Source organism: Flavobacterium sp. TMP13, from assembly GCF_050847115.1.
Taxonomy (GTDB): domain Bacteria; phylum Bacteroidota; class Bacteroidia; order Flavobacteriales; family Flavobacteriaceae; genus Flavobacterium.
Map to the genome: position 1 here is coordinate 2,434,860 of NZ_CP193656.1, position 18,407 is coordinate 2,453,266.

General features: G+C 34.3%; 16 protein-coding genes and 1 pseudogene. 8 read left to right on the forward strand and 9 right to left on the reverse strand.

Features of this window, described 5'->3' with window-relative positions:
• Nucleotides 1–29: 29 nt before the first annotated feature.
• The 6 genes and pseudogenes from ACRASX_RS10515 to ACRASX_RS10540 all read right to left on the reverse strand — a co-directional run bounded on the left by ACRASX_RS10515 (nucleotide 30) and on the right by ACRASX_RS10540 (nucleotide 4,882).
• Nucleotides 30–1,088, reverse strand: a complete 1,059-nt coding sequence (locus tag ACRASX_RS10515; RefSeq protein WP_066308913.1) for a nucleoid-associated protein — start codon at nucleotides 1,086–1,088, stop codon at nucleotides 30–32.
• A pseudogene (locus ACRASX_RS10520) lies at nucleotides 1,085–1,423 on the reverse strand (four helix bundle protein). The gene ACRASX_RS10515 and the pseudogene ACRASX_RS10520 overlap by 4 nt, the downstream one beginning before the upstream one ends.
• A 175-nt stretch (nucleotides 1,424–1,598) precedes the next feature.
• Entirely contained in the window at nucleotides 1,599–2,141 is a 543-nt protein-coding gene (locus ACRASX_RS10525) for an IS1096 element passenger TnpR family protein (protein WP_432221186.1), read from the reverse strand.
• Between the two features lie 106 nt (nucleotides 2,142–2,247).
• A complete protein-coding gene (locus ACRASX_RS10530; RefSeq protein WP_066308562.1) occupies nucleotides 2,248–2,847 on the reverse strand; it encodes an HPP family protein in 600 nt (199 codons plus the stop codon).
• A 6-nt stretch (nucleotides 2,848–2,853) separates the two neighbouring features.
• On the reverse strand, nucleotides 2,854–4,137 hold the full coding sequence (locus ACRASX_RS10535) for a chloride channel protein (protein WP_082706602.1): 1,284 nt from the start codon (nucleotides 4,135–4,137) through the stop codon (nucleotides 2,854–2,856).
• 184 nt (nucleotides 4,138–4,321) lie between these two features.
• Nucleotides 4,322–4,882 (reverse strand): sugar O-acetyltransferase, encoded by a 561-nt coding sequence (locus ACRASX_RS10540; RefSeq protein WP_066308560.1) that lies wholly within the window; start codon nucleotides 4,880–4,882, stop codon nucleotides 4,322–4,324.
• Nucleotides 4,883–5,007: 125 nt separating this feature from the next.
• Here ACRASX_RS10540 and ACRASX_RS10545 point away from each other — a divergent pair, with 125 nt between their 5' ends.
• The 7 genes from ACRASX_RS10545 to ACRASX_RS10575 all read left to right on the forward strand — a co-directional run bounded on the left by ACRASX_RS10545 (nucleotide 5,008) and on the right by ACRASX_RS10575 (nucleotide 13,019).
• Nucleotides 5,008–7,197, forward strand: coding sequence for a TonB-dependent receptor (locus ACRASX_RS10545; protein WP_432221187.1), 2,190 nt, complete (start codon nucleotides 5,008–5,010; stop codon nucleotides 7,195–7,197).
• Between the two features lie 174 nt (nucleotides 7,198–7,371).
• The gene (locus ACRASX_RS10550) at nucleotides 7,372–9,282 is read left to right on the forward strand and encodes a S9 family peptidase (RefSeq protein ID WP_432221188.1); all 1,911 of its coding nucleotides are present in this window, start codon (nucleotides 7,372–7,374) and stop codon (nucleotides 9,280–9,282) included.
• 279 nt (nucleotides 9,283–9,561) lie between these two features.
• A complete protein-coding gene (locus ACRASX_RS10555) occupies nucleotides 9,562–10,185 on the forward strand; it encodes a hypothetical protein (RefSeq protein WP_432221189.1) in 624 nt (207 codons plus the stop codon).
• A gap of 9 nt (nucleotides 10,186–10,194) precedes the next feature.
• Complete coding sequence (locus ACRASX_RS10560) at nucleotides 10,195–11,550, forward strand: 2TM domain-containing protein (protein ID WP_432221190.1); 1,356 nt, start codon at nucleotides 10,195–10,197, stop codon at nucleotides 11,548–11,550.
• Nucleotides 11,551–11,552: 2 nt separating this feature from the next.
• Complete coding sequence (locus tag ACRASX_RS10565; RefSeq protein ID WP_432221191.1) at nucleotides 11,553–11,852, forward strand: 2TM domain-containing protein; 300 nt, start codon at nucleotides 11,553–11,555, stop codon at nucleotides 11,850–11,852.
• A gap of 18 nt (nucleotides 11,853–11,870) precedes the next feature.
• Nucleotides 11,871–12,221, forward strand: a complete 351-nt coding sequence (locus ACRASX_RS10570) for a 2TM domain-containing protein (RefSeq protein ID WP_432221192.1) — start codon at nucleotides 11,871–11,873, stop codon at nucleotides 12,219–12,221.
• A gap of 30 nt (nucleotides 12,222–12,251) precedes the next feature.
• Nucleotides 12,252–13,019, forward strand: coding sequence for a LytR/AlgR family response regulator transcription factor (locus ACRASX_RS10575; RefSeq protein WP_432221193.1), 768 nt, complete (start codon nucleotides 12,252–12,254; stop codon nucleotides 13,017–13,019).
• Here ACRASX_RS10575 and ACRASX_RS10580 read toward each other — a convergent pair whose 3' ends face one another.
• The gene (locus ACRASX_RS10580; protein ID WP_066308529.1) at nucleotides 13,020–14,045 is read right to left on the reverse strand and encodes a COX15/CtaA family protein; all 1,026 of its coding nucleotides are present in this window, start codon (nucleotides 14,043–14,045) and stop codon (nucleotides 13,020–13,022) included.
• A 44-nt stretch (nucleotides 14,046–14,089) separates the two neighbouring features.
• Nucleotides 14,090–15,511 (reverse strand): CCA tRNA nucleotidyltransferase, encoded by a 1,422-nt coding sequence (locus ACRASX_RS10585; RefSeq protein ID WP_432221194.1) that lies wholly within the window; start codon nucleotides 15,509–15,511, stop codon nucleotides 14,090–14,092.
• A 362-nt stretch (nucleotides 15,512–15,873) separates the two neighbouring features.
• Here ACRASX_RS10585 and yaaA point away from each other — a divergent pair, with 362 nt between their 5' ends.
• Entirely contained in the window at nucleotides 15,874–16,632 is a 759-nt protein-coding gene (gene yaaA, locus ACRASX_RS10590) for a peroxide stress protein YaaA (RefSeq protein ID WP_432221195.1), read from the forward strand.
• A 183-nt stretch (nucleotides 16,633–16,815) separates the two neighbouring features.
• Here yaaA and ACRASX_RS10595 read toward each other — a convergent pair whose 3' ends face one another.
• Nucleotides 16,816–18,399: a DHA2 family efflux MFS transporter permease subunit gene (locus tag ACRASX_RS10595; protein WP_066308521.1), complete on the reverse strand. Its 1,584-nt coding sequence runs from the start codon at nucleotides 18,397–18,399 to the stop codon at nucleotides 16,816–16,818.
• Between the last annotated feature and the right edge of the window lie 8 nt (nucleotides 18,400–18,407).

Consider the following 18,407-nt stretch of genomic DNA (forward strand, 5'->3'; position numbering starts at 1 on the left):
TAAATTGAAAATTATAACTAATACTATTTTTAACTTTTTTGTTCTTTATTGAAATATACTAAATAATAATACATTTGCTTTTCTTCGTCCCATCCTTTTTCAACATATTTTTCAGCACTTTCGGGATTTATAAAATCCATTTTGATCTGTATGTTTGTATCTAAGCTGATCACGTTTTTAATTGACTTGCGGGCATCAGAAACTGCCGCATTAGCAATCGGAAACGAAGTTACGTCTTCTATACTATATTTCTCTCCTTTATCTATTTTATAATTCTTAAATTCTGGAATTAAGTCGGGATTATCTAAAACTTCGTTTAAGAAATTGGTTTCGTCGAACTGATCATTTTTGGCAAAATAATTTACCGAACGGTTCATAAACATCACTTCTTCCTTTTTATCTTCTGCCGGTAAAACTACATCTTTTGCAAATCCCTGGCAAAATTTAATGTATTTTTTGGTGATAAAATTCTCGTCTTCAAATGCATCTACAGACAAGAAATGCTCCAGCCAATAACGTGCATCGTAACGATTACTGTCGACAGTTAAGATTTTGTAACCTTCTTCTTTTTTGTAATTAAAAATCAAACAACCTTTATCCAATTTACTCAAATTGATTCCGTGTTGTAAAATCATTTCTAAATTGCTACCGTTTTCTTCAAATTGTAAAAAGTCAGCTTGCAACTCACTTTTAAAAATTCCGATGGCATCAACTACATTGTTATCAATACTTAAATTGGTCAGGTAAGCCACATAAACTTCTCCATTTTTAATGTGCGGATGACTGGACTGCTCGTATAAATGCTCGGTGATTTTTTTTGAAATACTATGTAAATTGGTAGGATTATCAAAAATCTCTGAAGCAAATTTATACATGTCGTTGTAATCTAAATCTACTTCATGTGCAAACTGATAGTAGTTTTCTTCTTTTTCTCTAAAAGGCTTAAAAAAATACTCTTTAACTAGAGGAGCAATTTCATCGTTTAAGTTGAAAGTCTGCTCTGATAAAAAGATAGCTTCATTTCTGCTTTTATTCCCTACTCGGTGAATAGCCAGCGTTTCGATGTGAGTGTTGAAAAGGTTGATCATTTTTTTTTAAGGTTTAGAGTGGCAGAGGTTAAAAGAACAAAAAGGTTTACATTCGTTCTTTTGACTTTTCGAATAAATGCACCAAGCATTCGTTCGATTTCCCTGCTTTCTTCATTTATTTTATTAAATTGATTTTCGTTTATATATTTTAAATTGAATGAAATTTCAAGTTGATATTGGACTTTAAATAGTAAGGAAATAGAGATATTTAAAAATTTACGTAATCATTTCCAATCTCTGCCGCAACCTTCTGTAATATCGCTAAGAATGGATATAGAACCTCTTCTTATTTGTGATCCGAACCCATAAATTTTTTCTATAGGAAATAAAGTGATTAGTTCATAAGATCATAGATTGTTGCGAGATCAAAAGATTTCTAAAAGTACTGACAATTTTATATTTTAAAAAAGTAAATATAAAAAACAAGAATAGTAGTACAGTTTAAAAACGCAAGATTTTAACTTACATATTTTACTCTTTCTCTTTTAAAACCTTTGAACCTAAAAAAAATTAATTCCAGTTCTCTTCAAATCCAAAATCTTCGAAGCTATCGTCACCGCTAAACATATCCAAATCATCTTCGTCTAAGTCATCTTCAAATTCACCGTAAATATCGTTGTGCATATCATCGGCTTCAAAGCTTTTTTCTCCCGACTCAGCTGGCATTTCTCCGTGAGAGAAAAGTGTTTCTGGGTACGTATTTCCAACAACTTGTTCTTCAATTGCTGCCAATTCTACCAAAAATGTCCACATATTGATAAAATCGTACACGTAAATAATCTTTGTGTTTTGGTCGTCAAGTAAGTCTTCCAAAACATAATCACTCATGATTTTTTGCTCTCCAATAACATCTCCTGTATCAAATAACGAAATTTCCTCTTCCTGATTCCACGTCTCATCGCAAGTATAAAAAGAACCAACTTCCATTCCGTCAAATCCGAAAGAATTGAAAATGGCATTATGCAAATCCTCTAAAGTGTCCTCTTTTAGAATAGCAATATCTCTAAAAATGTCTTCTTCTGCGTCTAAGATTACTCTAAATTTATAAACCATAATCGTTATTTATATGAAAGTTCAAAGGTACATTTAATCCTTTTTAAACCCAATGACAAAATAATTTTTTTATCAAAAAAAATACTTCTAGCTGATACGGAGTCGTCTATTTTTGAGCCAATCTTTTTCTGATTCTGTGGTAATGTTTGTGGTAGGTACTGTGACTTGGATAGACTCTGCTGGTGGTCATATTATTAAACACCAAGGCAACTAGAAATAAAACGATTACACCAATTAAGATAGGAGAAACCAAATACCAGTAACCCAAATCTTTAATCTGATCGCCGCCAACAACAGCAATTAAGGCCGTTGCGCCACCTGGAGGATGTAATGTTTTAGTAATTTGCATAAGAACAATTGCTAAAGATACTGATAAGGCTGCCGCGATCCACATAATGTCTGGAAGGAGTAAATTAACGGTTACGCCAATAAAACCAGAAACCAAATGGCCGCCAATAAGATTGCGCGGTTGCGAAAACGGACTGTGAATAATGCCGTAAACCAAAACGCTAGATGCGCCAAACGAAGCAATTAAGAAAACAGCATCTGTGCCGGTAAAGTGCTTGTTTTGCATATAGGCTAAAATTCCGATACCGACAAAAGAACCCAAAAAGGACCAAAATTGTTCTTTGTAATCAATTAATGTCTCTTTATAAAGAATGTAGCGAGTTTTGCGATACCCGCGCTTTATTTTAGGAGTTGGCATAAGTTTTTAGTTTGAAAGCTTTGGTAAAAAGGTATAGACAGTATTAGGATAAATCATTTTTGCTGTATATTTTGAAATCAGGCAAACAGCAAGAATTGGAAAAAATAAAGTGTAATTATTGGTTAATCCACATACTAAAAAGATAGACGTAAATGGCGCATGTATGCTAGCACTTAATACAGCAGCCATTCCAATAACCATAAAATTTAACGGAATAACTTGAGTGTTAAAGTAGGTATTTAAAACAGAGGCTAATAGCAAACCTAAAAACGCTCCAATAAATAAACTAGGAGCAAAAACGCCACCGTCACCACCAGAGGCTAATGTAATCGAAGTAACTATTGGTTTTAAAAGTATAATTCCGATAAAAGTCATAGCCAAAGTTATGGTAAGCGGAATTTCAGTATGGCTTGTTCCAACAAGCGTTTTTATGGCATGATATCCTTCGCCGTATAATTGTGGGAAAATGAAAAATGAAATACTTAGCACGGCAGATCCAATAATAATTTTATAATAATGAACTTCTATTTTAGCAAATTTCGCTTTAAAGAACATCACGCATTTAGTTAAATAAACTGAATTAATTCCAGCTAGTATTCCTAATAAAATAAAGTACGGAATTGCTCTTACATGCCAAGTCGTTATCGATACGGCAAACAAAGGCTCTTCTTTTAAAATAGCCAATAATGCATAAGCAATACCCACTGCTACTAAATTGGTCAGTATAAAGGCACGGCTCATTTTCTTTGAAATGACTTCGAAAGAAAATAAAATTCCGGCTAACGGACTGCTAAATAAAGCAGTGATTCCCGCTGCGACTCCGGCGCAAATAAGCTCTGTTTTATATTGGCGAAATAAATTGTGTTTTTGTTGAGCTACCGATCCAATTGTTGCTGCTGCCACAACGGTAGATACTTCAATTCCGGTAGAACCACCAAATATAACTGTAAATAATCCGTTGATAGAATGGGATGGAATTTTATAAGAAGGTAAATTTTTATTCTTGCTTTGTGTACTTTCAAAAACTTCCTTAATTCCTTTATTCTCTTTTTCTTTGAACATGTACAGTCGTAAAAAGTAAATTATCGATAGACCGAATACCGGAAAAATAATGTAAAAAATTGGATTTACGTTGGCATGGTGGAAGAAGATTTCTTCGTAATATTCTGTTAGTTTCTTTAAAGTTATGCCTAAGAAAGCAGATAGAAAACCAATCAACACCGAAACAATTATTAATTTTTGAGCTTTGATTAATTGATGATTTTTTTTGATTTGCGCCGTTTTATTCATCAGAAAATTTAGTTAATAACCGCGTAAAAAGTATCGCGGTTTGCAAATTTAAGGAATACTTACTGATAAATCCTATAATTAACGCACTTTAAGAAAACGTATTTAAAATAATTATTCCAAATTTAGATCGAATATTATAGGGTGAACTACCGTCATTAAAGTGAATTTAGTTGGAAATAAAAGATCAATCTTGGTTCAATTTCCGAATGACTTTTGCAGGATTACCCACAGCTAAAGAATGGTCGGGAATATCTTTGGTCACCACCGAACCCGCTCCGATAACACAACCTTTACCAATAGTTACGCCCGGACAAATAACCGAGTTGCCACCAATCCAGCAATCATCACCAATTGTCACGGGTAAAGCATTTTCTAAACTTCGTCTTAATTCAGCGTCAAGCGGATGAGAAGCGGTGTAGATTTGAACATTGGGAGCAATAAAGACATTGTTTCCTAAAGTAACAGGAGCGCAGTCTAAGACCACACAATTAACGTTGAAATATACGTTTTCGCCACAAGAGATATTGTATCCGTAATCACAATGAAAAGGAGGTTCAATATAAAAGTTAGCGCCCACATTCGGAACCAATTCGGCTAAAATTTCTTTGGCTTTTTTGGTCATTCTATATTCGATAACATTCAATCGATGCAATAAAAGCTTGGCACGACGACGGTCTTTTACCAAAATAGCATCACCTGCTAAGTAATAATCGCCCGCAATCATTTTTTCTTTTTCTGATTTCATAAAGTTCCTTTTCAGTCAAGTAAAAGTAAACATTTACAGTTCATCCTCAAATTTCAGCAGTTGAGTTTTATTAAATTTTATTGTTGATACAATCAAAATACTTTTGATACATCAAAAACAATATAATGGAAACCAAAAGACAATCAAAAAACCCTTTAGATTTAGTATGGATCGTTCTATTTTTATTTGGCACCAATTTTTTTTATGGACAGCACACCATTTCTGGTAAAGTTACTAATGAGAAAGGACGCGCTATTGCCGGAGCTAATGTGTATCTCGATGGCACGTATGATGGCGCTTCAACTGAGCAAAATGGAGATTTTTCGTTTGAAACTATAGAGTTAGGAACAAAGACGTTAGTCATTAGTTCTTTGGAATATGAAACACTCGAAGTAGCTGTTGCTGTTAGCAATTATAAAAATCAAGTATTTAAACTTCGCGAGAGTGTCAATTCACTAGATGCGGTCGTTATCACTGCAGGAACCATGGAATCGGGAGATAAAGCAAGAGTTTCTGTTTTAAAACCTTTGGATATTGTGACTACAGCTGGTTCTGTCGGCAATATTATTGCGGCATTACAAACTTTGCCTGGAACTCAAAATGTGGCAGAAGACGGGCGACTTTTTGTTCGCGGAGGAGAAGCCAGTGAGACGCAAACCTACGTAGATGGTATTCGCGTTTCGCAACCGTACGGCGCTTCCGTTCAAAATTTACCTACACGCGGGCGCTTTTCGCCTTTTCTATTTAGCGGAATGTCATTTTCTACAGGTGGTTACTCTGCAGAGTATGGAGAGGCTTTATCGAGTGTTTTGTTGTTAGAAACGCAAGACAAGCCCGATCAAAACAAAACGGAACTGGCGGTAATGACCGTTGGCTTAGGTTTAGGAAACACTCAAAAATGGGAAAAAAGCTCCTTAAGTGTAAATGCATCTTACATTAATTTACAACCGTACATTGCATTAGTTCCCCAGAATATAGAATGGAATAAACCGTATCAGTCGATTGCTGGTGAAACTGTATACCGCTATCATTTTACCAATGGAATAGTTAAGTTATACGCTGCTTATGATAATTCGATTTTAGATATCAATCAGAAAAATGTCAATTTTGCGCAACCAATTCACGTGAGTTTATTAAATAATAACCTTTATATAAACGCATCCTACAAAGGTAATTTTGGTACCGGTTGGCAATTGACTACCGGGTTGAGTTATGGATACAATAAAAATCAGCAGCAATTTAATAATGTAGAGAATGACAATGATGAAAATGCGGCACATTTGAAGTTGAAATTGCGAAAAAATATTTCCAATCGTTTTAAATTGTCTTTTGGTAGCGATTATTTTATAACGCAGTTTTCCGAAGATACTAGTTTTGTAAATTCGTTAGCATTAAAGAATAGGTACAATGCGAATATTGCCGCTTTTTTTACTGAAGGCGAAGTTTTATTTTCTAAAAAACTAGCGGCAAAAGTTGGTTTTCGAATTTCCAATAACGATCTACTAAATGAAACTACCTTGGCTCCTAGAATTTCAGTAGCATACAAACCATCCAGAAAGGGACAATTTGCTTTGGCTTATGGAGATTTTAGTCAAAGTCCGGTTGCAGAGTATATCAAATATTCCAAATATCATCAATTTGAAAGCGAAAAAGCGCAACATTATATCCTTAATTATCTGTATACCAAACCTGGACAGACCCTTCGTGCAGAAGCCTATTATAAAAAGTACAGCAATTTAGTGCAGTACGACACGCAAGATATTCAGTACAACTCGGGTTTTACTAATAACGGGTCGGGTTATGCCAAAGGTTTGGATTTGTTTTGGAGAGACAGCAATTTGATTAAAAATTTAGAATACTGGATTTCCTATTCTTATATTGATTCTGAACGCAATTATAAAAATTTTCCAACTATGGCAACTCCTAGTTTTATTGCCAATCACAGTGTATCGGTAGTAACCAAATATTTTATAACCGATTGGAAATCGCAAATAGGTTTTACGAATAGTTTTAGTTCGGGTCGTCCGTATAACAACCCGAATGAAGCTCAATTTATGAATGGCAAAACCAAATCATACAATAGCTTGAGTTTCAATTGGGCGTATTTGCTAACGACGCAGAAGATTTTGTATTTCTCTGTTTCTAATATTTTGGGCGCTCAAAATGTTTTTGGCTACGACTATGCTAAAAATCCAGAGGCAAATGGTCTTTATAACCGGCAAGCTGTAACACCAACAGCCGATCGTTTTTTCTTTGTTGGATTCTTTTGGACGATCAGCAAAAATAAAAATGACAATCAGTTGAAGAATTTATAGTGGAAAACTAGAGGTTACCGACGTATTTTAAATTTAAATCTTGATGCGTGTTTTTACGCGATTTTCAATTTAACTATCAGTTTTTCAGTTGTTTAAAATTTATTTTTGTAATTTAGTTTAGTTAAAGTAGAAGTTTTATTTCGGCCTTAACGACTAATATTAAAAATTATCAATATGAAAAAGTATGTTGTTATTAGTGCCCTACTGATTTTGAGTGTTGTTTTTTTTCAATCTTTTGAAAAGAAAGAAAAAGAAAGTCTAGCACCATTGCTTGATTTAAAAACATTTTTTAGAAATGGAGAAAAGACAACTTTTCGGATTTCTCCCGATGGAAATTATTTTAGCTACAGAGCCGATTATAAAGGAAAAATGAATGTATTTGTTCAAAAAGGAAATGACCAAAAAGCAATTCGCGTAACCGAAGATACGCTTAGAAGTATTGGAAGTTATTTTTGGAAAGGAAATCGCATAGTATTTTCACAAGATTTTGGCGGAGATGAAAACTTTCAATTATTCTCTGTAAAACCAGATGGTAGTGATAAAAAAGCATTGACTCCCTTTGCTGGAGTGAGAGCAGTTATTATTGATGATTTAAAAGATGTTAAAGGAAAAAATTCTGAAATGATTGTGGGTTTAAATAAGCGAACTAGAGAATATTTTGATCCCTATTTACTTAATATAGATACTGGAGTACTGACTTTATTGTACGATAATAAAGAAAATTACGATGAGTGGATTACCGATAATGAAGGTGTTATACGATTAGCATCTAAAACGGATGGTGTAAATATTACTTGGAATTACAGAAATTCAGCCGCAGAACCTTTTTCTGAACTCCTCACGACTTCCTTTAAAGAAGCTTTTTATCCAAAATCATTTGACAGCCTAAACAAGGATATTTATGCCATGTCTAATATTAACAGAGATAAAATTGTATTGGTTTCCTACGATCCAATTGCTAAGAAAGAGTTGAAAGAACTTTATGGAGTTAAAGATTATGATCTAAGTGATATTTTTTACGATCGAAAAAAGCAAAAGTTAGTTAATGTAACTTGGGAAGAAGCTAAAATGGAAAAACATTTTTTTGATAAAGAATGGAAAGAAATTGATGGTAATCTAAAATCGAAATTTAAAAATTACGAAGTAGAAGTGCTTTCGTATGATGACGCGAGAACAAAAGCTATTGTTTGGATCGGCAACGACCGAACTCCCGGGAAATATTATTTATATGACTTTAAAACAAGAGATTCCAAATTAGCCGCAAATCCATTTCCGTGGATTATAGAAAGTCAGATGAGTTACATGAAGCCTATTACTTACACTGCCAGAGATGGTATGGTTATTCACGGTTATCTAACAATTCCTATTGGCGTCGAACCTAAAAATCTACCATTAGTGGTTAATCCTCATGGAGGTCCGTGGGCAAGAGACAGCTGGGGATTTAACAATGAAGTTCAGTTTTTAGCGAACCGAGGATATGCTGTGTTGCAAATGAATTTTAGAGGAAGTACAGGTTACGGTAAAGATTTCTGGCAGTCGTCGTTTAAACAATGGGGAAAAACAATGCAAGATGACATCACCGATGGAGTAGAATGGATGAAAAAAGAAGGAATTGCAGACAAAGACCGAATTGCCATTTACGGAGGGAGTTATGGCGGCTACGCGACCTTGGCAGGAGTTGCGTTTACACCAGATTTGTATGCAGCCGCAGTAGATTATGTTGGGGTAAGCAATATGTTTAGTTTTATGAATACCATTCCTCCCTATTGGAAACCATACCTTGATCAGTTTCACGAAATGGTTGGTGATCCTGTAAAAGACAGTTTGTTTTTAGCCTCTATTTCTCCAGCTTTACATGCTGATAAAATAAAAACGCCCTTGTTCATCGCACAAGGAGCAAATGATCCAAGAGTTAATAAAGACGAAAGCGATCAGATGGTTGCAGCGCTAAAAAAACAAGGAGTAGAGGTTGAATATATGGTTAAAAATGATGAAGGTCACGGTTTTCACAATCAAGATAATATGTATGATTTTTATGGTGCTATGGAAACTTTTCTAGGCAAGCACTTAAAAAATAAAAAGTAAGACGTCACAAGATAAAATGGTGTAATTAGAAACTGCGGATTGACTTAAATAAAAAAGTCAGTCCGTTTTTATTTTATAGAATTTTAAAACAAACAATTCATCCTAAAAATTCAACAGTTGAGTAGTTTTAAATTTTAATTTGAATCATGCTGAAATACATTTGAATTAGAATTGGAGACAGCGGCTTAGATAGAACGTTTTTTAGTCGTAACGAAGTAAAAGTAAAAAAAAATGTTGTCGCTCTTAACCGCTATTAATTTAAACCTTAAAAGTAAAATCATGACAAAAATCATCACCGCAATTACGTTATTTGTTTGTAGTTTATTAACCGCGCAAAGCCAGTACGAAACCGGAATGCAAAAAGCATTCGGATTATGGAAAGAAGGAAAAAATACCGAAGCCTCGGCTTTATTTGAAAGAATTGCAGCTGCCGAAAAAACCAATTGGTTGCCTGATTATTATGTAGCTTTAGTAAATACGACAGCGGCTTTTCAAACTACAGATAAAACGCAATTAAATTTATTGTTGAACAAAGCGCAAACAGCTTTAGATATCGAAATGATCAAAGATCAAAATAACGCAGAGTTATACGTAGTGCAGGCAATGATTTATACAGCTTGGATTGTATCTGATCCTATGACAAACGGAATGAAATATTCTGCCAAAGTAATGGAGCAATATGAAAAAGCAGAAGGATTGGCGCCTAACAATCCGAGAGTTGTTTTTGGTAAAGCCGATTTTCAAATGGGTGGAGCCAAATGGACAGGCATAGACACCAAACCTTTATGTGCAGAAGTCGACAAGGCTATTGAACTTTTTGCTACTTTTAAACCAGAAAGTCCTTTTGCTCCTAGTTGGGGTTTAGAAAGAGCTTTGGAAACGCAAAAGAATTGTAAAAAATAAAACAGTAGAGTGGAAAATCAAAAAATTAGAACGTTTACAGAATTTAATAAAGGTTTTACTATTTGTTTAAAAATTAGTTTGATTTTTACATTAGTGTTTTCTGTGCTTCAAATGAACTTTGCAGTAAATAGTGTCCTGAATACCTTTATTGTAAGCGCACTTTATTCTTTTGGAATTGGTTTTGGAAACGGAATGATTAACTTATTTCTAGATAAAAAATGGGATTGGCTCGAGCAAACTAATTTGAGAGTTTATTTTGGAATAATAGCTACCATTCTGTATACTATTCCAGTTGTTTTAGGGATTGATTATTTAACTTTTTCAGTTTTTCAAGATTTACCTCCTTCTGAATTTTTTAATGACCGAATGATATGGGTACATCTGTTTTACATTATTTTATCCTTAGGCGTTTCTACGTTTATTCATGCTCGAAGTTTCATGATCAACTGGAAGCAAGCATCGAAGAAAGAGATTACCGAGCACAAAATTTTGGCAGGAACAGCCAATGCAAAGTTTGAGAGTCTTAAAAATCAAATTGATCCACATTTTTTATTTAATAGTTTAAATGTGCTGAGTTCATTAATCGAAGAAAATCCAGACAATGCGCAACGATTTACCACTTCTTTATCCAAAATTTACCGATATGTTCTGGCACAAAAAGATAAAGAATTGGTGTCGGTAGAAGAGGAATTACGCTTTGCAAAAACGTACATGAATTTACTGAAAATGCGTTTTGAGAACAGTTTGTTTTATGAATTACCATCCGAAGAAATTAGTACTGACGCTAAAGTAGTGCCGCTATCATTGCAATTGTTGTTAGAGAATACCGTAAAACACAATGTAGTTAGCGAGCAAAAGCCGCTGCACATTCGAATTTTTATCAAAAATAATTATCTGGTAGTAGAGAACGACTTTCAGAAAAAAGAAGTACTGCAAGAAGGTCAAGGTGTTGGTTTACAGAATATTGTCAACCGCTACGGTATTGTCACAGACCGGAAAGTATTAATTGAAGAGAACGAAAAAATATTTGCAGTTAAAATACCGATCTTAACCAAACAAATTAAAATAATGGAAACAGCTGTAACCTATAATGAAAATAGCTCGTATTACAGAGCCAAGAAAAGAGTGCGCGAACTGAAAGGTTTTTACGGAAATTTAATTTCGTACTGCTGCGTGATTCCGGTTTTGATCTTTATCAATTTGCGATTTTCACCAGGATTTCAGTGGTTTTGGTTTTCTGCGCTCGGTTGGGGAATTGGATTGTCCTTGCACGCATTCAAGGTTTTTGGATACAGTTCTAAGTGGGAAGAGAGAAAAATTCAGGAAATTTTAAATAGAGAGAATCACAACCAAAATTGGAAGTAATTATGGAAAGAATAGCTACGGAAGAAGAACGCTATGCTAAAGCGCGAAAAAGAGTCCAAGAAATCAAAGGATTTTACAGTCATCTGGCTTCTTTTGTTATGGTTAATTTACTTTTATTAGGAATCAATTTGGCAACTTCACCCAGACATTTATGGTTTTATTGGCCTTTACTATGGTGGGGTTTAGGCCTTTTAATACACGGCTTGAAGACGTTTAATTTTATTCCGTTTTTTGGCAAAGAATGGGAGCAAAGAAAGATAAATGAATATTTAGAAAACGAACAAAAAAATAAATGGCAATAATAGTTAAATCAAGAAATCATGGGAAGATTTAGAAGAAGATTAGAAACATTGCAAGACGAACAAATCAATCCAGATGAACGCTATCAAATGGCATACGAAAGAGTAAAACGCATTAAAGGGTTTTATACCCATCTCTTGGTCTATATTCTTGTAAATGCATTTATTATTATTGCAAATACTAATAGAAATACGATTGGCAGTTCTGAATTTTGGAACTGGGAAACGTTTTCTACTGCTTTATTTTGGGGAATAGGATTAGTTGCACATGGCGTGTCTGTTTTTGGTCACAATATATTTTTTGGTATGGGATGGGAAGAACGTAAAATCAAAGAATTCATGGAAGAAGAATCCAATCAGAAATGGCAGTAATAAAATAACAACCAAAACCAACGTATTTAGATGACAACAATTATTATTGAAGACGAAAAGCCAGCTGCACGTTTGTTGCAACGAAAATTAGGAAAATTAAATGTTGCAGTTTCGGAAATGCTGCATTCTGTTGAAGAAGCAATAGATTGGTTTTCTAATAACGAACATCCTGATTTAATATTTTTAGACATTCAGCTTTCTGACGGACTTTCGTTTGAGATTTTTGAGAAGGTAGACATTCAGAGCGCTATTATTTTTACAACAGCTTATGATGAATACGCCTTAAAAGCATTCAAATTAAATAGTATTGATTACTTATTGAAACCAATTGATGAGGATGATTTAGAAATAGCTATTTCAAAATTTAGAACTAGAATTCCAAAACCAGCAGTCGAAAATAAAACTCTCGCCATTGATTTTGAAGAAATAAAAAGAATGCTTTCTAATCCGTTCGAAAAAATATACAAAGAACGATTTACAGTAAAAATAGGACAACATCTTAAAGTAATTCCTGTGGAGGAAATTGAATGTTTGTTTAGCGAAAACAAAGGTACTTACATTCATACCATCGAAAATCGCAATTATTTAGTCGACTCTACTTTAGAAGTTTTAGAACAAGAACTCCATCCCAAACAATTTTTTAGAGTGAGTCGAAAATATCTTATTCCGATGAAAGCCATCAAAGAAATTGTAGTCTACAGTAATTCCCGTTTAAAGATTATGTTACCGACTTACAAAGACGATGAGGTAATTGTAAGTCGGGAAAAAGTTACTGATTTTAAAACTTGGATTGGCTAATTATTTACTCAATCGATGCAAGGTATAAGTCATTGCGCTTAAAAGGAAGAAAGCCATGATTTGGTGAATTAATCCTAAAGCCAATGGAACACGATATAAAAGTGTAAATACACCCAAAATAAATTGTACAAATACAAAAATAACCAAGATTTTTATTCCGCCAAGTTGTGTTTTAGAAAGGTTGTATTTGGTGCTTTTAAAATACAAGAAAAGTATCAATGCGACCACCACATAAGCAAACGTACGGTGTACGAATTGAACACCACTTTTGCCTTCTACTAAGTTTAAAAATAAGGTCGGTTGTTCAATAAAAACTGAGTCATGTATCAATTGTCCATCGCTCATTAAAGGCCAATGATTATGCACTAATCCCGCATTTAAACCTGCTACAAAACCACCATATATAATCTGAATCAATAAGAAAATTAAGGTAGCTCTTGCAATATTTCTAAGCGGAATAATTCGCGTCACATTGCGTTCTGGATAAATTAAATCTAACGCTACCCAAAGTGTATAAGCAAAGGTTATAAAAGCAAAAGTAAGGTGTAAGGACAGTCTAAAATGACTCACATCTGGATTATCAATCAAACCGCTACGAACCATAAACCAACCTAAAAATCCTTGAAAACCTCCCATTGCTAGAAGTACCAAACACTTTTTTATAGTTGAGGTATCTAATTTCTTTTTAATTAAAAAGTAAATAAAGGGAATCAAGAAAACTAAACCAATAATACGTCCGATAAAACGGTGAAACCATTCCCAAAAATAAATAAATTGATAATCAGCAAGCTGAAAATCGTTGTGAATATTCACTTTTTGGTATTCGGGAAATTTCTTGTATTCGTCAAATGCCTCTTGCCATTTAGCTTCGCTAAGAGGAGGGAAGGTATCGGTTACCAAATGCCAATCGGTCATCGATAAGCCAGAATTGGTCAAGCGCGTAATTCCGCCTACAACGACCATTATAAACAATAAAAAACAACCTGAAAGTAACCAAATCGTTACTGATTTATTCTCTTTTTTCATTTGATAAGTTGGATTCAATTTAAACGCGGTATTAAGTTTTTACACTACTTTAATTCTTGCTTTAATCCTAATTTTGCTGCTTTTTTTTGCATAAAGGCATAGGCAGCATCATATTCATTTGGAATTTCACCTTCCAAAATAGCTTCTTTTATGGCTTCTTTAATCAATCCAATTTCACGGGAAGGTTCCAAATTATATATTTCCATTATTTCTTCGCCCGAAATTGGTGGCTGAAAATTACGAACATGATCGCGCGCTTCTACCTCAACCAATTTGTTTCGAACAACTTCAAAATTCTTGTGGTATTTTTTAAACTTGTTAGGGTTTTTTGTGGTGATGTCTGCTTCACATAAAATCATTAAATTTTCTACATCTTCGCCAGCATCAAAAACCAAACGCCGAACTGCGCTGTCCGTTACCATATCTTGTGACAAAACAATTGGTCGCGAACTCATAATAACCATTTTTTGAACAAATTTCATTTTTTGATTCAAAGGCATGTGCAAGCGCTCAAATATTTTTTTGACCATTTTCCCGCCTAAAAATTCATGACCATGAAATGTCCAGCCTTGTCTTTTATTAAAGCGTTTGGTTGGTGCTTTACCGATATCGTGTAATAGAGCCGCCCAACGCAACCAAACATCATCAGTATTGGCACAAATATTATCAACCACTTCTAAAGTGTGATAAAAATTATTTTTGTGTGTATGTCCGTCTATTTCTTCGACTTGATTTAAAGCAGTCAATTCTGGAAGAATGATTTCTAAAAGTCCCGTTTGAAACAACAGTAAAAAACCAGTTGAAGGTTTTGGTGTCGAAAGTATTTTATTCAGTTCGTCAACAATTCGCTCTCCCGAAATAATTTTGATGCGGTTTGCATTTTTGGTAATTGCCGCTAAAGAATTTGCTTCAATTTCAAAATTCAATTGATTGGCAAAACGAATCGCACGCAACATGCGCAGCGGATCGTCAGAATAAGTGATGTCTGGTGTTAATGGTGTTTTGATAATTTTATTATCCAAATCAGCCAAACCGTCAAAAGGATCTAATAGATCTCCAAAAGTGTCTGGATTTAAAGATAAAGCCAAAGCATTAATGGTGAAGTCGCGTCTGTTTTGGTCGTCTTCGAGTGTTCCGTCTTCTACAAGTGGATTGCGACTGTCAAAATTATACGATTCTTTTCGGGCCCCAACAAACTCAATATCGGTCTCTTCAAAACGGAGCATTGCGGTTCCATAATTTTTAAAAACCTGTACTTTTGGTTTTTTAGGAAGTAAATCGGAGACTTTCAAAGCCAGTTCAATTCCGCTACCAACCGCTACAATATCAATGTCTTTTTTAAAATCACGTTGCAAAAGTAGATCTCTAACAAAACCACCAATTACATAACTCGAAAGGTTAAGTTCTTGAGAAGCTTGCGAAATGATTTCGAAAATTTTATGATGTAAAGCCGACTTGTAATTCATTTATCTGGTTTGAAATTCTGATTTTAATTCAATACAATTGTAAAATTATTATACTATTGTAATCGGTTTTCTTTCAAAAAAAATAGTTCTTTGGATGCAAAATTACCGACCGCAAATTTACAACATACTAAACTCGTTTTACAATTAGAATGCTGTTTTTTTCCACATTTAAGAAATTTCTAACAGTCGTTTTTTGAATTTAGATAGTTTATACAGCTTAATTCCACTTCACGCCAATTATCATTTTTTTTTTTAAGTAACGTTCGACAATTTTTAAGATAGAACTATCAAACAAATCAATTCAAATCGGCGGAATTTTTAAACGTAATTTGTACTTTTGAGTAAATCGAAAATGTATACAAATGAAAATTGTTATATCACCTGCCAAGTCCTTAAATTTCGAATCAGATTTACCAACAACGCGGCATACCACTTCTATTTTATTAAGTGAAGCTAAAAAAGTGCATGCGGTTATAAAAACTAAAACTCCAAAAGATTTGTCGGCACTGATGTCAATTTCAGATAAGTTGGCTGATTTAAATTGGCAACGCAACCAAGATTGGAAAACCCCTTTTACTACTAAAAATGCGCGCCCGGCAATTTATACTTTTGATGGAGATGTATACACAGGATTAGATGCCTACACGATTCCGGTTGACAAAATAGATGCGTTGCAAGATAAACTTCGTATTTTATCCGGCCTGTACGGTATTTTAAAGCCACTGGACTTGATGCAAGCATACCGTTTAGAAATGGGAATTAAATTGCCTATTGATGATGCAAAAAATATTCATGAGTTTTGGAAACCAATTGTCACCAACGCCTTAAATAAAGAATTAAAAAAAGACGAGCTATTTGTTAATTTAGCGAGTAAAGAATATTTTTCGGCCGTGGACGAAAAACTGTTAAAAGTGCCTGTAATTACACCAGATTTTAAAGATTATAAAGAGGGTAAATTAAAGATAATTAGCTTTTATGCTAAAAAAGCACGCGGAATGATGGTGCGCTACATTATTGATACTAATGCCGAAACAGTTGCTGATTTGAAAGGTTTCAATTATGATGGGTATCAATTTGACGCTAATTTATCCAAAGACAATCATTTGATTTTTACGCGATAAGTTTTTTTGAAGGTTCAGAGATTCAGATCTTCAAAGTTCAAGAGTTTTTAATAAAGGTATCTAAACAATTTAGCATGCATCTAAATTGTTTAGATACAACTTTGTCTAGACTAAATTTGAATAAAAAAAATCCGAATTCATACTTGTCATGAATTCGGATTTTTTGTTTAACTATATTATTATTTAGTGCATGGCATCAGCGGGATCAATGGTGTTTTTTCCTTTTTTAATTAAAAACATAAAAGGAATACATACTAAAAATAAGATCGCTAAATACCAGAATATATCTTGAAATGACAAGATTGTCGCTTGCGTCGTGACTTTATGATCTAATACTTGATAGGCTTTGGCAAGTGATTCGTTTATCGAGAACCCTTTAGACATGAAACCCATTTGCAATTGCTGAATAGTTTGCTGCACGTTGAAATTGGTGGGATCTAAGTTGGCAACTAAATCAACACGATGTGTCTGTGTTTGGCGGGTAATAAATGTTGTTATTAAAGCAATACCAAAAGAACCTCCTAATTGACGTGTCATTCCTGTAAATGCCGCACCTTCACCAATACTTTTTCCTGATAGTGTAGAGAGTGATAATGTGGTTATTGGTACAAATAACAATCCAAGACCCAAACCTCTCATAATTAACGGCCAAAACATGTGTTCAGTTCCTGTATCACCTGTTAACACGTTGCGCATAATAAATGAAAAGAAAAAGAACGTTAAGAAACCAGCTGCAATCATGTACGATTGTGGCAATCCTTTCTGAATCATTTTTCCAATAATTGGCATCATGAACGCTGTGGTTAGTGAACTTGGTATCAAGAACATTCCAGCTTGAAAAGCAGTCCATCCCAAAACAGATTGCGTATAAATCGGAATTATAAAAGTAGAGCCATACAGTCCGAAACCTAAGATAAATGTTAAAATTGTTCCGACTCGTAGATTGGTATCTTTCAATACTCGTAAATTGACAATAGGATGCTCAAAGGTGAGTTCGCGCCAAATGAAAAAGAGTAAACCAAAAACAGTTGTTACCGTCAAGGTTACAATTAAACCGTCATTAAACCAGTCGTCTTGTTGCCCGTGTTCTAATATAAATTGAAGTGAACCAATAAAAGTAGCAAGAAATACAATTCCCCACCAATCGACTTGGCTGGCTTTTAATTTTCCACCGTATTTCGGACTTTTCACAAAAGAAAGCGTCAGTAACGTAGCGATAATTCCCAAGGGAATATTAATATAAAATATATAAGGCCAACTATAATTATCAACCAAATAGCCTCCTAAAGGTGGTCCAAGTGTTGGTCCAACAATCACACCCATTCCGTAAATTGCTTGTGCCATTCCACGTTTTGCAACGGGATAACTTTCGGTGATGATGGTTTGTGCCGTAACTAAAAGTGCTCCACCACCTAAACCTTGCACGAATCTAAAGGCTACTAGTTCCCAAATATTGGTCGCGTTTCCGCATAAAAACGAGGAAACTGTAAAGATGACAATCGAAACAGCAAAATAATTACGTCGTCCAAATTGCTGGGAAAGCCAACTGGTCATCGGAATTACAATTACGTTAGCAATTGCATAAGCAGTAATAACCCACGCAACATCTGTAAGTGTAGCGCCAAGGCTCCCACGCATATCATTTAATGCAACATTCACAATTGTTGTATCGACAATTTCTAATAAGGCACAGAGTACGGCAGTAATGGTTATAATAACCCGTCTAAAGCCATATTCTACTAAATCATCTTGTCCCGTTTGCGCCATCTTTTGAT

Coding starts and splice junctions, on each gene's coding strand:
- ACRASX_RS10530 (WP_066308562.1), bottom strand. CDS start 2,847: ATGCCAACTCCTAAAATAAAGCGCGGGTATCGCAAAACTCGCTACATT.
- ACRASX_RS10585 (WP_432221194.1), bottom strand. CDS start 15,511: ATGAATTACAAGTCGGCTTTACATCATAAAATTTTCGAAATCATTTCG.
- ACRASX_RS10535 (WP_082706602.1), bottom strand. CDS start 4,137: ATGAATAAAACGGCGCAAATCAAAAAAAATCATCAATTAATCAAAGCT.
- ACRASX_RS10525 (WP_432221186.1), bottom strand. CDS start 2,141: ATGGTTTATAAATTTAGAGTAATCTTAGACGCAGAAGAAGACATTTTT.
- ACRASX_RS10550 (WP_432221188.1), top strand. CDS start 7,372: ATGAAAAAGTATGTTGTTATTAGTGCCCTACTGATTTTGAGTGTTGTT.
- ACRASX_RS10555 (WP_432221189.1), top strand. CDS start 9,562: ATGACAAAAATCATCACCGCAATTACGTTATTTGTTTGTAGTTTATTA.
- ACRASX_RS10515 (WP_066308913.1), bottom strand. CDS start 1,088: ATGATCAACCTTTTCAACACTCACATCGAAACGCTGGCTATTCACCGA.
- ACRASX_RS10575 (WP_432221193.1), top strand. CDS start 12,252: ATGACAACAATTATTATTGAAGACGAAAAGCCAGCTGCACGTTTGTTG.
- ACRASX_RS10545 (WP_432221187.1), top strand. CDS start 5,008: ATGGAAACCAAAAGACAATCAAAAAACCCTTTAGATTTAGTATGGATC.
- yaaA (WP_432221195.1), top strand. CDS start 15,874: ATGAAAATTGTTATATCACCTGCCAAGTCCTTAAATTTCGAATCAGAT.
- ACRASX_RS10580 (WP_066308529.1), bottom strand. CDS start 14,045: ATGAAAAAAGAGAATAAATCAGTAACGATTTGGTTACTTTCAGGTTGT.
- ACRASX_RS10540 (WP_066308560.1), bottom strand. CDS start 4,882: ATGAAATCAGAAAAAGAAAAAATGATTGCGGGCGATTATTACTTAGCA.
- ACRASX_RS10565 (WP_432221191.1), top strand. CDS start 11,553: ATGGAAAGAATAGCTACGGAAGAAGAACGCTATGCTAAAGCGCGAAAA.
- ACRASX_RS10570 (WP_432221192.1), top strand. CDS start 11,871: ATGGGAAGATTTAGAAGAAGATTAGAAACATTGCAAGACGAACAAATC.
- ACRASX_RS10595 (WP_066308521.1), bottom strand. CDS start 18,399: ATGGCGCAAACGGGACAAGATGATTTAGTAGAATATGGCTTTAGACGG.